11 protein-coding genes are annotated in these 14,090 nt (G+C 44.4%); 8 read left to right on the top strand and 3 right to left on the bottom strand.

What is annotated here, in order from left to right:
• Nucleotides 1–110 precede the first annotated feature (110 nt).
• From F6K57_RS04110 to F6K57_RS04095, 4 genes are all read left to right on the top strand, one after another.
• A complete protein-coding gene (locus tag F6K57_RS04110) occupies nt 111–1,814 on the top strand; it encodes an AarF/ABC1/UbiB kinase family protein (RefSeq protein WP_364301255.1) in 1,704 nt (567 codons plus the stop codon).
• 222 nt (nt 1,815–2,036) lie between these two features.
• Entirely contained in the window at nt 2,037–2,780 is a 744-nt protein-coding gene (locus tag F6K57_RS04105; protein WP_293065061.1) for a Stp1/IreP family PP2C-type Ser/Thr phosphatase, read from the top strand.
• A gap of 64 nt (nt 2,781–2,844) precedes the next feature.
• Entirely contained in the window at nt 2,845–3,798 is a 954-nt protein-coding gene (queG, locus tag F6K57_RS04100; RefSeq protein WP_293065059.1) for a tRNA epoxyqueuosine(34) reductase QueG, read from the top strand.
• Between the two features lie 65 nt (nt 3,799–3,863).
• A complete protein-coding gene (locus F6K57_RS04095; RefSeq protein WP_293018359.1) occupies nt 3,864–4,535 on the top strand; it encodes an HAD-IA family hydrolase in 672 nt (223 codons plus the stop codon).
• 211 nt (nt 4,536–4,746) lie between these two features.
• Here the strand turns inward: F6K57_RS04095 and F6K57_RS04090 are convergent, their stop codons facing one another.
• From F6K57_RS04090 to F6K57_RS04080, 3 genes are all read right to left on the bottom strand, one after another.
• On the bottom strand, nt 4,747–5,715 hold the full coding sequence (locus F6K57_RS04090) for an arginase (RefSeq protein ID WP_293018360.1): 969 nt from the start codon (nt 5,713–5,715) through the stop codon (nt 4,747–4,749).
• Nucleotides 5,693–6,139 (bottom strand): type II 3-dehydroquinate dehydratase, encoded by a 447-nt coding sequence (locus F6K57_RS04085; RefSeq protein ID WP_293065056.1) that lies wholly within the window; start codon nt 6,137–6,139, stop codon nt 5,693–5,695. The genes F6K57_RS04090 and F6K57_RS04085 overlap by 23 nt, the downstream gene beginning before the upstream one ends.
• A 551-nt stretch (nt 6,140–6,690) precedes the next feature.
• Nucleotides 6,691–7,578 carry a D-isomer specific 2-hydroxyacid dehydrogenase family protein gene (locus F6K57_RS04080; protein ID WP_293029662.1) on the bottom strand — a complete coding sequence of 296 codons (888 nt, stop codon included), beginning with the start codon at nt 7,576–7,578 and terminating at the stop codon, nt 6,691–6,693.
• A gap of 1,065 nt (nt 7,579–8,643) precedes the next feature.
• Here F6K57_RS04080 and F6K57_RS04075 point away from each other — a divergent pair.
• From F6K57_RS04075 to F6K57_RS04060, 4 genes are all read left to right on the top strand, one after another.
• Entirely contained in the window at nt 8,644–9,648 is a 1,005-nt protein-coding gene (locus tag F6K57_RS04075) for a hypothetical protein (protein WP_293029659.1), read from the top strand.
• A 236-nt stretch (nt 9,649–9,884) separates the two neighbouring features.
• Nucleotides 9,885–11,093 carry a pyridoxal phosphate-dependent aminotransferase gene (locus F6K57_RS04070; RefSeq protein WP_293029654.1) on the top strand — a complete coding sequence of 403 codons (1,209 nt, stop codon included), beginning with the start codon at nt 9,885–9,887 and terminating at the stop codon, nt 11,091–11,093.
• A 2-nt stretch (nt 11,094–11,095) separates the two neighbouring features.
• The gene (locus F6K57_RS04065; RefSeq protein ID WP_293029650.1) at nt 11,096–12,415 is read left to right on the top strand and encodes a Coenzyme F420 hydrogenase/dehydrogenase, beta subunit C-terminal domain; all 1,320 of its coding nucleotides are present in this window, start codon (nt 11,096–11,098) and stop codon (nt 12,413–12,415) included.
• Nucleotides 12,408–13,817 (top strand): flavocytochrome c, encoded by a 1,410-nt coding sequence (locus F6K57_RS04060; protein WP_293029647.1) that lies wholly within the window; start codon nt 12,408–12,410, stop codon nt 13,815–13,817. The genes F6K57_RS04065 and F6K57_RS04060 overlap by 8 nt, the downstream gene beginning before the upstream one ends.
• The last annotated feature ends 273 nt before the right edge of the window (nt 13,818–14,090 follow it).

The following is a 14,090-nucleotide window of genomic DNA, read 5'->3' as shown; positions in this document are numbered from 1 at the left end:
ACATAATTTTTAATAACCTGCTATTTTTTTGATAAAAACCTTACAGAGAAATCCGAGTGTCTGCTCTTTCTCAAAACTCTATTAACCTTACAATAAATCAGGAACGCAATGTGTCTAGCCAAAGTTCTATAGGTAAGCAATACAGCGAAAAAGCTTATCGGTGGAATCAAGAAAATTACTCCCGTCAAAGGCGTTTTATTGATATTTGGCGTTTTGTTTTAACCCTCATCACTGGGTTGTGGCTTGATGGTAAACCTTGGAGTTATCGGGGAGGATATACAGAGCAAAAGCACGCATATAGACGCAAAACACAAGCTATCTGGATTCGAGATACATTCTTAGATCTAGGACCAACGTTTATCAAAGTTGGACAGTTATTCTCCACCCGTGCCGATTTATTCCCTAGTGAGTATGTAGAAGAACTGAGCAAACTACAAGACCGGGTTCCTGCCTTTAGTTACGAGCAAGTTGAGCAGATCATCCAGGAAGATTTAGGCAAGCCCATCAAGGAACTGTTCAGTGGTTTTGACCCAATTCCTCTGGCAGCAGCTAGCTTAGGGCAAGTTCACAAAGCTCAACTTCGCAGTGGTGAAGAGGTAGCGATTAAGGTCCAAAGACCAGGCTTAAAAAAACTGTTTACTATTGATTTACAAATTCTTAAGGGGATCGCCTATTACTTTCAAAACCATCCAGACTGGGGGCGTGGTCGGGACTGGAGTGGGATTTATGAAGAGTGCTGTCGGATTCTTTGGCAAGAAATTGATTATCTTAATGAAGGCCGAAATGCAGATACATTTCGCCGCAACTTCCGCAGCTATGACTGGGTGAAGGTACCCCGTGTCTACTGGCGCTATACCTCATCACGAGTTTTGACCCTAGAATTTTTACCAGGGATTAAGATTAGTAGTTACGAAGCTCTAGAAGCAGCTGGCCTAGACCGCAAATTAATCGCTCGTCTGGGAGCAGAAGCTTACTTACAGCAGTTGCTAAATGATGGCTTCTTCCATGCTGACCCCCATCCAGGAAATATTGCGGTTAGTCATCAAGGCTCCTTGATATTTTACGACTTTGGCATGATGGGGCAGATTAAGGCCAATGTGCGCGAGCAACTGATGGAAACCCTGTTTGGCATTGCCCAAAAAGACGGTGACCGAGTGGTGACTTCCCTAATTGAATTGGGTGCGCTCTCACCAGTGAGTGATATGGGACCGGTAAGGCGCTCAGTTCAGTACATGCTGGATAATTTCATGGATAAGCCCTTTGAGGAGCAATCGGTGAGTAACATCAGCGATGACCTCTACGAAATTGCCTATGGCCAGCCTTTTCGATTCCCAGCAACGTTCACATTTGTGATGCGAGCCTTTTCTACACTGGAAGGAGTGGGTAAAGGCTTAGACCCCGAATTTAATTTTATGGAAGTTGCAAAACCCTTCGCACTAGAGATTATGACCAACGGCAACACTCCCGACAACAATAGCTTTATTAATGAACTGGGACGCCAAGCCGCACAGATGAGTAGTACAGCATTAGGTTTGCCCCAGCGCATTGAAAGTACTATTGATAAATTAGAAAGAGGAGACCTGCGCATTCGAGTGCGCTCTATTGAATCAGACCGGGTTTTACGACGGCTGAGTGGTATTCAGTTGGGAACCAACTATACTTTATTAATCAGTGCCTTCACCCTTTCGGCTACTATATTATTTGTCAATGGTAATGTCGTACTAGCCTTAGTAGTCGTTTTGGTGGCAGCTATGTTAGGATTTGCCTTAATTAGGTTGCTCCGACGGCTTGACCGGTTTGATCGCATGTTTTAGTTGTTGTAAAGTCGTAATAGCTCCTTATCCCACGATCTATCCACCGTAGTAGCAAGTACTAGGAGGGAAAATCGTTGGATGTTTCGGCATTTATCCGGACATTGTTGGACATTTCCTTAATTCAACTGAATCAGGTCGATAATAATCATGTTTCTATCCATCAAAATCAAACTGAAGCTCACAGACGAGCAGAAAGCATCAAGCCAGTAAACAACCGATGTGATGAAAAGTTGCTTCGCCGGTATTACAGATCCGGGCTTACTACGTACAGTTAACCAAGATGACTACTACATAGACCCGGACGGTCGCTTCTTTATTGTTGCCGACGGTATGGGTGGTCATGCCGGTGGACAAGAGGCAAGTAAAATCGCCACTGAGGCGATTAAGACTTATTTGAATAAATATTGGAACTCTCAAACCCCTTCTGATGAGTTACTAGAACAAGCGATCTATCAAGCCAATCAGGCTATCCTCAACGATCAGCAAACTCATCCAGAACGGTCAGATATGGGAACCACTGCCGTAGTGGTGATGTTCCGTCAAGACCAGTGTTGGTTTTCTCATGTAGGAGATTCTCGCCTCTATCGGTTCCGGAATTCTAAGTTAGAGAAGATTACAGAAGACCACACCTGGGTAGCCAGAGCCGTTAAGTTGGGAGAACTGACAGCTAAACAGGCTCGGATGCATCCCTGGCGTCATGTTCTGTCTCAATGTCTAGGCAGAAAGGACTTACCTAAAGTCAATGTCCATCCGATAGAGGTTAAATTATGCGATCGCCTTTTGCTTTGTAGCGATGGACTCACCGAAGAACTTTCCGATGAATTGATTGCTTCCTCTCTCCAAGATAGTTCAAGTATTGAGCAGGCTCTGGATATCCTTGTTGAAGCAGCTAAAGAAGAAGGCGGTAGGGATAACATTACTGTGGTTATAGTAGAGATTGGGGAAAGGATGAAAGGTCTTGGATGAACGGTGTTGGGTGAACGTGCGTGATTAACACACCTTACAGGTAGAGTTAGGTTGTAAATACAACTTGGATATACCAGTTACTAGCACTGAGGTAAAACAGAAAGCTCGCTCGCTCGGCTTTCATAAGGTAGGAATTGCAGCTGTGGATGTTGATCATAATGACTCAGCAGAGCAAAACTTGAAGGCTTGGCTAGCGTTAGGGTATCAAGCAGACATGGCTTGGATGGCAAATCCTCGACGCTTGGATATTCGTGCCTGTATGCCAGAGGTGAAGTCGGTAATTTGTGTTGCTCTCAACTACTACACCCCTCACCAGCGTCCCGAAAGCCCTGAGTATGGCAAAATCTCCCGTTACGGTTGGGGGAGAGATTACCATAAGGTCATGCATAAAAAATTGAAGCAATTGACCTTTTGGTTACAAGCACAAGCAGAAGAAATCCAGGTGCGTTACTATGCTGATACAGGGCCAGTACAAGATAAAGTCTGGGCGCAGCGCTCAGGTATTGGTTGGATTGCTAAAAATGGTAATGTAATTACGCGGGAGTATGGCAGTTGGGTATTTTTAGGGGAAGTGTTGACTAACCTAGCATTGACTCCAGATACCCCTCACACTTCACACTGTGGTAGCTGTACCCGCTGTATTCAAGCCTGTCCAACGGGTGCTATTACCAAACCGTTTGTCGTTGATGCCAACCGCTGCATCGCCTATCATACCATTGAGAATCGCGCTGAAAACTTGCCGGAATCGATTAAACCCCATTTAGAAGGCTGGGTTGCTGGTTGCGACATCTGTCAAGATGTTTGCCCCTGGAACCAACGTTTTGCTAAAGAAACTGATGTGGTAGAGTTTCAGCCCTACCCTTGGAATGTGGCTCCTCGACTCACGGAATTAGCTACTATATCTGATCAGGAGTGGAATCGACGGTTTCCAGCTTCTGCGCTGCGGCGTATAAAGCCAAATATGCTACGGCGCAATGCCCAAGCTAATATTGATGCATCTCAAAAATCCGTTGACTAGCCATTGATTACTTGGGTGGCGAATTGCGAATTGCGAATTGCTAATTGTTAATTGTTAATTGCTCAATGAGTGTAAAAGTAATTCTTTTTGATTTTGATGGGACTCTGGCTGATACCCTTACTGCCATTGTCAAGATTACCAATAGCTTAGCGGAAGAATTTGGATATCAGCCCACATCAGCTGAAAAATTGGAGCAAGTTAGACATTTAAGCTCTAGGGAAATTATTAAGCAATCGGGTATTTCGAGGTTTATAATCCCGTTTTTGTTGAAAAAAGTCCAAAAACTATTACGCGAAGATATTCAAAGTTTAACTCCTATTCCTGGACTAATAGACGTTTTAAATGATTTTAAATCTGAAGGTTACCAATTAGGGATATTGACATCTAACTCAGCAGAGAACGTTAACCTTTTTCTGACCCATAATTCTTGGGTAAAGCTTTTTGATTTTGTTGACTCAGGGAGTCCTATCTTTGGAAAAGAAAAAGTTATTCGTAAATTCCTCAAAAAACATAATTTAAATCCTGCTGATGTGATCTATGTCGGAGATGAAACTAGGGATATTGAGGCAGCTAAAAAAAATACTATTAAAGTAGTTGCTGTTAGTTGGGGATTTTCTTATAAAGAAGTTCTAGCTCAATATCAACCCGATTTTTTGATCGACGAACCCCAGGAGTTATCTGAAGTAGTATCTAATTTAGATCAATCAAAAGTTAAATCAAAAGTAGTTTGTTATTAGGAATGAGTTACTTGTTACTTAGGGCTTGCTGATTAACTCTCAAAGCATTGACAGATAAAGGTTTTAGCCTTGTTGGGTCGAAAAAAGTGCCAGCTTTTCGGTCGAAAAAGCTCATTTAATTCACATTTTGGGCAGACAAGAGCCGAAAAATCAAGGGACAATTCTTCCGACTACCTCCTATATAATTCCCATTTCTCCTAACTCCTGACTCCTAACTCCTGACTAATGCAGCCTCCAAGACTTGCCATGCAGCCTCGCCCATAGCATTCCCCTTATCATCGAGAACTGGATTAACTTCAGAAATCTCTAGGCAACAGACCTTCGGATTTGCCATAATGGTCTGGATGAGGACGATCGCCTCATTCAGATATAGACCATTCGCTTCAGGGGTTCCTGTTCCTTGTGAAACCGTTTCGCAGTCTAGACTATCAACATCAAAGGACAGATAAATTTTGTCACACCATTGCAGATGTTGCTCAATCAAACTGGTGTAAAACTCTGTTCCTTTTTCTCGGATATCCTCAACGCTATAGAGTTTAATCCCCAACTTGTCAATTAAGATTGAATGCTCTGGCTTGAAAAAGCGAACACCAATAAGAATCAAATCTTCCGACAACACCTTGGGTACAATACCACCCAACTCCTTGAGGTGAGTCCACTGTTTTTGTGCAGCCAGTGGCAGTTCATTCGACGAAGCACCTAGTAAAGTTCTGGCTTCTTGATCCAATGCTAACACTGCACCCAAGGGCATCCCATGCATATTACCAGAGTGAGTTGTGTAGGGTGAGTGCATATCACTATGAGCATCTATCCAGATAATGCCTAGGCGTTCGTTGGGATAAGCTTGTTTAACACCAGCGATCACTCCTGCGGCTGATGAGTGGTCGGCAGACAACACCAGGGGAAACTCACCTCTTTCCAAAGTATCTGTAACTGTGTTACAAGCAATTTGGCAGGTTTCAAGAATGTAGCGGAGACGCTTAGCATAACGACAACCTGGATTGTGGTTTTTATCTGCCAACAGAGCGTTACGTTCAGGCAAGCGAATGATTGGGTGTTCGGAGAAAAAGTGACTGCCTGCTTTGTGAGCCGCCATCCGGATAGCATCTGGTCCCATGCTAGCACCCAACTGAGCTGCACCCAGTTCTGAGCAAATTTCAACGATTTTGATAGGGTTCATGTTTAAGAAGTCTCAACATTGCTTCGAGAGCAACAAAATAAGAATCGATCCCAAAACCTTGTACAACTCCAACTGCAGCGACTGACATCACTGATTTGATATTGCGCTTGTCGATGTTGGTAATATGAATTTCCACATAAGGTGGAGCGATGTAAGAGAGGCAATCCCTGAGAGAATAGGCGTTGTAGGTGAATCCTGCCGGATTAGCGAGAACCCCATCCACACCTGCTGCTACACTGGCATAAACCTTATTGATGGCTTCACCTTCGATATTTGTGTAGAAAATATCCAGTTCATAATCAAAGTCACTGGCGTGTTGCTTCAGCATCCGATCAAGCTGTTCAGCGGTGGTATCATCATAGGTGTTGCCCTGACGATAGCCCAGTGAGTTCAGGTTAGCTCCTTGAATGAGTAAAAATTTCATCAATAACCTCCGTTAACTTGGATACCCCTGGGTTTTAACCAAGGGAGGAAAGTTGTAAAGTTTTTCACCTCCAAATCTTGCAGAATCATTGTCAATGGATATCGATCATAGACCCCCGTACTTTAGTCGGGGGTGACACCCAACCGGGTTCGTTACCGAAAAAATTGGGTTTAAAGCCCCGTCCTTATAGGACGGCTTTCTTTTTAAGCTAAAACTTGACAGTTTTTACAGAGCGTGTTAAAATAATATTATAAACAATAAACTAAAAAGCAAGATAAATACTATCTAATCAATAAGTAGGCAACGTAAAAAATATGTACGAGATACATATTGCGTAATTTGGTCTAACGACTTAAACGTCTATGAAAAAAGTTAGATTAAAAAAGTATCTATCTTTTTATAAAAAAGAAAGGTACGGTGGGGCACACCGAAACCTAGATCCATTATCTAAACGCTTTAGGAGATTCGGCCTCTACTCTTTCTGGTTCCGGCCTGATTGAGCAAGCTGAGTTGTTGATTAAAGAATCCCCGCTCTTATAGGGCGGGGAGTGTCAATGTGCTTTCATGTAATCTCCGAGGGTTTGGGTGAAAATCTGGATCCGTCGTTCAAATGCGGCTTGAGTGTACCATGCACGGCGAGGGGTCAGAACAGTATTAGGCAGTGTCATAAAACGTGAATCTTCATGGTGGATGTCCATCCCTGCATAGGAGAGCCTGCCACTACTTAGGGCTTCTTGTAGAGCAGAAAATTCAATCAGATCATCCGGTGAGATACTGATCAGAATTGCTCCTGGTTTGACTTTAGCAAAGGTGTTGTGATTGAGCAGATGGTGGGAATCAGCATTGAGGGATAGGGTGAGGAAAATGATATCGCTTGTACTTAACAACGTCTCTAGATCAACGGGTTGAGCCAGGTTGCTTTCTTTCGGCTTGCGGTTGCAGTACACAATGTTCATGCCAAAGCCTTGCAGCATACGAGCCACCTGGGTTCCGATTGTCCCCATGCCGATGATACCCACTTGAGAGCCAAACAGTTCAATTCCCTGATGTTCAAAGATTTGGAAATCACCCGTACGAACTTTGTGATTGTAATCCACCAACCGCTTGGCGGCAGCTAGCATTAACGCAACTGCGTGTTCAGCAACCGAGGCTCCAGTGAAGCCAGGGGTATTGAGCACTTTAATATTATGCTGTTGGCAATAGGCTTTATCAATATAGTCTGTGCCTGTGGTAATGGTGATGATCAGTTCCAGCTTCGGGAGTTTTTGCAAGTTAGCTGCACTCCAATCCATCAACGTGGTGATGAGGATATGAGTATCCGGATTGTTGGCGATCGCCTCTTCTAACGAAAAGCCCTCTGAATGATCCTGATACCACACCATTGCAATACCTGGAATTGAGTCAAAACAGGTTTCAGGGTATGGTTCCCGATTGTTCACAAATAAACAGTTTTTTACCACTCTGGATTGTCCTCTAATCACTTAGTCTGGTCAGCTACGGGATCTCAAGCCCCTGGCTTATTGGGACTTTAGCCAAATAAGCGCCCAAATATAGCCATTACTCGCTTTATATCTGATAAATACGTCCGGATTTTCCTAGAGCCAATGAACAAAACGGCAAGACATGGCATTGCGATAAGCACTAAAGTTCCCCTGTACAAATATACTAAAGGTGCTCAAAAGTGCTATCGATTCTAGCTTATAGTACTGTGGAACAATAATACTACATCGGGACAGACCAGTTAAAAAAAATGCCTGAACATATTGCTAGGATTAGATTACAGCGACATCGAAACTGGTTGCGTGTACCCTTAAGTATTCATTTTATCAAAACTTAGTGCCCCATTGCTTAAAAACTCCCTACCCATGTCGTTGAAACCAGTTTTCGTCGGTGGGTAGATACACACTGGCGCACGAGGAAACAGCTATTGTCGGATTTGGTTTGGAGTGGGTCAAAGCCTCCGAGGGAAAATGCCTGGAAACTGATTCGTCGGGTTCGTTTCACATAGGTGCGCTCTTACCATTAAGAATTAAATTCGCCACGGGTCGCACGTGAGTAATCATGATCCTGACCCGGCGATGGCCTCACGAAAACAACATGCTCAACTATGGTATCGACTGGAATTCAAAATGCCAACGTAGCAGTACGTGGTTGATTAGTTTTCTCAGTCAACTAGACTTAATTTTTACGTTCTACAATCCTTTTGTCATAGTTGATTGAGATGCTCTTACCCTGTATAAGAGCTAATTTGTAAATTAAATATTAAGAAGCCTGAAAGCCTTGCTATGATTGCATTTTAGCATTAAGTAGTTCAAGTGTTCTAGTTTAATGGAAGCCTTATCCTACAAGGATTACAGCGAGTTTATAAATCAGCTCTAACTTGTATGGAATGCTCACTTTATGTTATTAATAGGCTGTTTAAGTCTACCTAGATAATTCCAAAATAATTTTACAGAGGTAGTGCTTGGTCATGGTGCAGGTAGTTAAAGGAACAATAGTAACTGATGCAAAGCTTACAATCACCTCAATGTCTAGGGCGAAGGATTGCAGTCAGTAACATTCTAGACGTAACCCTAAGGGATGGGGGCTATTTAAATCGGTGGCAATTTTCATTAGAAGAAACCAAAAGCGTATTGAATTTTTTACAGGATCAGGGATTGAGTCAAGTTGAGGTGGGTTTTCTACGCACACCCGACAGAATGACATCTCCAGTGAATGGTTGCCCAAAAGAGTTTTTAGCAGAGATTCAGCAGTTATATCCTGAGATGTCTTTAGTTTGTATGCTCAATCCAGCCGAGGATAACTGGCAGGCAGCAGTAGCTGACAAGTTAGACCAGATCTCGCTGCTGCGGATGCCCTGTACCGCTGATCTGGTTGACAAGGCATTAGAAATCGCTAATCATCTTAAAAAACAATCCAGCCATCTCAAAATCAGTTTAAATCTGATCTGTGTTTCATCCTATTCACTGGCGGAAATTGAGTGTCTGCTCAGAACGATTGCCCCATCGAAAAACGTGGATATTGTCTACCTAGCTGATTCTAGAGGGGCACTTTATCCTCATGAGGTTAACGCCATGATGGCATTAGTCAGAGAGATTTGCCCACAATCGTTAGGGTTTCATGCCCACGATACTTTGGGATATGCAATTGAGAACTCTAACCAAGCCTTTGCCCAGGGTTGTGATTGGATTGATGTCACTTTAAAGGGCTTTGGCTTAGCCGGAGGGAACACGCCATTAGGTGGGTATCTGGCTCACCACGATTTGCAATCCTCAGGGCAGTCGATTCAAGCCGAAGTCACGGATTTTTGCCAAAAGCATTTGCCTTTGAGGCACCCTGATTCGTTGACACGTCAACGTTATCGATTGCTCGCTGCCAAAAATATTGATCCGGTTTGGTGTGATCAATTGCTGGAAAAATATCCAGACACTCTGAATAAAAAAGTCGAAAAACTTCCCCGTCAGCATTATAAGAACATTGATTCAGTTTTAGACATAATGATCCCTTGATTAACCTGATGAATTCATGACTATAACTTTGTTCAACATAAAAAAATAAGTTTGATTCTGTTGAACAAAGTTAAGCACATACACAGAATTAATTGCCTAATCGTAATCTCTGTAAAGCTTACCTTGTAAAGGTTTGAGCTTTGTAAAATGTGTCATTAATTTTGTGCACCTGCTTATTACGACAGCATGGATAAAACCAATTGAACAGTAAGCTTAAAAAGATCAAGATGATAGTTATGCCTGAAAGTGACGTATCATGTCCGCCCCTAGCAATGGACATCATTATGGAGGTTTTTGATCGCGCCAATCATCAAGGACTGGAACCTATCAATTTTGGTAAGGGAATTTCTTCCTTTAACCCATTTGAGCACGTGGATGTCAATATCGATAGTGTGCTGCTCGGTCACCACGTCGGGTACGGCAATATCAATGGTATTAACAGTTTGCGTCAAGCCATCTGCGGCTACTATCAGGAAAAATTTGATTACGATCTCTGCCCAGATCGGGTCTGCATTACGAACGGTGCTTCTGGTGCGTTGACCCTTGCATTTGCAATGCTACTGAATAAGGGAGATGAAATCATCCTATCTGAAGCTTGCTATCCAGCTTACAACGTATTAGCCAAGATTTTTGGGGTAAATTGTCGTTTAGCTCCCATGGGAGATGACTATTGCATTGATATTGAACAATTGCCAAACCAGATTTCCAATAAAACTAAAGCAATTGTGATCAATTCACCCAGCAATCCATACGGTACATTTTTGCAAGACCATCAGCTCGAAGCGATCGCTAATTTAGGTGTTCCCGTTATTTTTGATGAAGTCTACCAAGCTTTACCCCTCAACGATGAACCCATTCCCAGTGCCATTGGTTTATCTGACCGTCATCTGATAATTAGCAGTCTATCCAAATCCTTGGCAATTGCTGGTGTCCGGGTAGGATATTTGATTGTGCCTGAATCACAGGTGGAATTGATGACCAACGTCAAAGCCGTTCTCAATATGTGTACCAGTTTACCCAGCCAACTGATTGCGGAGAACCTGATACAACACTGGGATGAATTGGTGAGCAAACACCGATATCTGTTGCGCTATAATTGGTTACTGTTTGAGCGCACAGCCAAACGCCTTGGATTAAAACTGCGAACTCACCCTCAAGCAGGCTTTTTTGCGCTAGTAGATGTGGCTGAGGCAGAAAAAGATGCCATGGAATTATCCCTGCATCTGGCTCAGAATTATGCCCTGAGTTCCACTCCTGGCATTGATTTTCATGATCACGATCATGCCTTTTTGCGATTAAATTTTGCCAGCCCAGCCCATCACATTGAAACCGGTTTAACCAGGCTTGCAGGCTATCTGCTTGGCTCAGAACAATCCCTACAGCAGTCACGTAGACGTAGTACAGTATCCAAGTTGGGCAAAAGTCATATATTGAAAGCAACCTAGTGGTGATCGAACATACAACTTTCAAAGAGAAATCTGAAGCAGCACCTATTTCAATCGATCAGATCGTTACCTCCAGTCTATGTATGGGATGTGGTCTCTGTCAGAGTCTTGCTGAACCGGGTGCAATTAAAATCGTGATGACTCCACAAGGGCGAACTCGTCCGATGGCTCAACCCAACTTAAGCGATCAAGCACTAGAAACCATTAATGCCACCTGCCCGGGTCTACAGTTGCACAGTGCAGATCCAGCATTACTAGCCGATGGTGCAGTGATTGATCCAATTTGGGGGGCGGCGGCTCAACTCCACATTGGTTATGCTGCCGATCCGGATATTCGCTACCGGGGTTCATCCGGTGGGGTTTTGACCGCATTGTCGCTTTATCTACTAGAATCCAAATCGGTAGATTTTATTCTGCACGTGAAGGCATCCCAAGAGCGACCAATGTTATTTACCCCTTGCCTGAGTTTTGATGCGGCCAGTGTCTTAGCCGCATCTGGATCTCGTTATGGACCGGGTGTATCGTTAGTGAATTTTATCGATGTTATCAATCTAAATCGGCCGTTTGCAGTGGTGGGGAAACCCTGTGATATTACGGCAATTCGGAATCTAGGAGAACATGATCCACGAGTCAAGGAATTGGTGCGCTACTGTCTATCGTTTTTCTGTGGGGGAATGTCCGATTTGTCAAAGTTTGTGCAGGTCTGCGATCGCTTTAATGTGACAGAAGCCGATCTCAAATCCTTTCGTTACCGGGGCTATGGCAATCCCGGTCCGACCCGTCTCGTCACCCAGGATAACCGGACTTTTTCCATCAGCTACCAGGAACTCTGGGAGGATAAGATGGCATGGGGCACTCAACCCCGCTGTAAAATTTGCCCTGATGCCATCGGTGAAGTTGCCGATCTGGTGGCCGGAGACTGCTGGCCGAATTCAGACCCTCAGGGGGAAGATGAAGGGTTTAATGCCATCATGGTGCGGACTCAAAAGGGACAAGACCTCTGGGAAAAGGCGATCGCAGCAGGGGCGATCACGATAGCAAAAGACATTACTTTTCGCGATCTAGATCATTTTCAGCCCCACCAGGTACGTAAGAAAAATGGTGCCTGGGCGAGATATGTGGGAATGCGGGCAGCCGGGTTAAAAACCCCCAGAACAGAAGGGCTGCGCCTGGAGGAACTGGCTCGAACCCAAGATTGGAAGCAGTTACTACAAGAAGCACGGGGAGCAAGGGAGCGGGCTAAAGATGGCCGCCTGGGTGAACCGGCTGGCACCCATGAACATCAGAGAAACAAATCACAGAAGAGTGAATCATATGACTGATACTCACAACATGATCGCGGATGTTGTCGTGGTCGGGAGTGGTTTTGCCGGTCTGAGTGCGGCGATCGCTGCGGCTCAAGCGGGTGCATCCGTCATTGTCTTGGAGAAGGAAAACAGCCTCGGCGGTAACTCAGTTGTTAGTGGAGGAACTTTGACCGTTGTGGGTTCTCCGATTCAAGCCAGAGAAGGCATCCAAGACTCTTTTAGCCTGTTGAAATCAGATATGTGCCAGGCAGGGGAACAGAGAAACAATCCGCGCTTGGTTCAGCAGGTGATCGAGCAATCCTACCCCACTTTCGAGTGGCTCACGAATGAACTTGGTGTGAAATTCAAAGATCGAGTGGATCAGTATGGTGGCCACTCCGTACCTCGCAACCACACACCAGAAGACGTTTCAGGTGCCGCCATGATCACTGCACTGTTGACTAAAGCCAAGCAACTCGGGGTCGAAATTAGAACCCAAACTCGCCTGAGCAAATTACTGGTAAACTCCCAGACAGATACCCATCCGATCCTCACAGGAGTAGAAGTGCAAACAACCAAGCCCTCAGCTCCGATCCAGCAGATTAACGTTAACCAGGGAGTCGTTTTAGCAACAGGGGGCTTCTCCGGAGATACCGCTTTTCGGCAGCAATACGCCCCCCATCTCCCCCCCAATCTGGATCACACTAATGTTCCCAATACCAGCGCAGAAGCCTTGGTAGAAGCCATCAGAATTGGTGCCCAGTGCCTCGATTTGGATCAGATTCAGCTTGCTCCCTGGGTCTCTCCAGATGAAACAGGCTATGGCATTGCTCCACTCTTTGCTAGCTATACGGTGCTAGCCTATGGATTAGCGGTTGATCCAGTGACTGGAAAACGCTTTATTAATGAACTCGCTGATCGTAAACGGTGGACAGATAAGTTGTTAGAAATTGGTCATCCTTGTATTGGTATTGCCGATGCTGCGGGAATGCAAAGTTCTGGCATTGATATCGAACCTGATTTAGATCGAGGCGTGGTGAAAAAATTTGAGACCCTATCATCTTTAGCAAGCACGTATCAGATTCCCTTAGAGAAACTGAACCAAACCATCAGTCGATATAACTCCTTTGTGGAGCAGCATCAAGACCCAGAGTTTGGTAAATTTATACGGGATTATGCCAAGCCGTTGAGTTCCCCCTTTTATGGCGTTCGATTATGGCCTAAAGTCCATTACACTATGGGAGGCCTTAAAATTGATGTTCGCGGGCGGGTTCTGGGGAAAGGCGATCACCCGATTATCGGGCTATATGCTTCAGGAGAAGTCACAGGCGGTATTCACGGAGCCTGCCGTCTAGGGGGGTGTGCCATCACGGAATGTCTGGTTTTTGGGCGAATCGCGGGTAGAGAAGCTGCAACCCACACTCAAGTCCCTTCCTAGAAGCCTCAGTGACCAATCACATGCATTTTTGAATCGTAATAATAATTAACTTTCCCTAATGGTAAAAATAATGGTAAAAATGATTGACTCTCCCTCCTGAAGGGGTGACATGAGCCCTGAAAAGCTTACTAGATAAGGCTTTGATGCCAGTTGTCTTAGGAAAGATAAACTGGCAAATTGACCCTACGAATGATGTAATGGCAAGCTCAAACCCTTATAACGAAGTCCAAGGTCAGGCCAAAACAGCATGTATCTTTTTGTTACAGATCGGCT

The organism is Moorena sp. SIO4A5 (assembly GCF_010672005.1).
GTDB lineage: Bacteria > Cyanobacteriota > Cyanobacteriia > Cyanobacteriales > Coleofasciculaceae > Moorena.
Note: the sequence above shows the minus strand (reverse complement) of the source record. Positions and strands in the feature narration are given on the sequence as shown.

Excerpts from the sequence above, each read along its gene's own strand:
- F6K57_RS04090 (WP_293018360.1), bottom strand. The coding sequence starts at position 5,715 with ATGAACCCTATCAAAATCGTTGAAATTTGCTCAGAACTGGGTGCAGCT.
- F6K57_RS04070 (WP_293029654.1), top strand. The coding sequence starts at position 9,885 with ATGCCTGAAAGTGACGTATCATGTCCGCCCCTAGCAATGGACATCATT.
- F6K57_RS04095 (WP_293018359.1), top strand. The coding sequence starts at position 3,864 with ATGAGTGTAAAAGTAATTCTTTTTGATTTTGATGGGACTCTGGCTGAT.
- F6K57_RS04105 (WP_293065061.1), top strand. The coding sequence starts at position 2,037 with ATGAAAAGTTGCTTCGCCGGTATTACAGATCCGGGCTTACTACGTACA.
- F6K57_RS04085 (WP_293065056.1), bottom strand. The coding sequence starts at position 6,139 with ATGAAATTTTTACTCATTCAAGGAGCTAACCTGAACTCACTGGGCTAT.
- F6K57_RS04060 (WP_293029647.1), top strand. The coding sequence starts at position 12,408 with ATGACTGATACTCACAACATGATCGCGGATGTTGTCGTGGTCGGGAGT.
- F6K57_RS04075 (WP_293029659.1), top strand. The coding sequence starts at position 8,644 with ATGCAAAGCTTACAATCACCTCAATGTCTAGGGCGAAGGATTGCAGTC.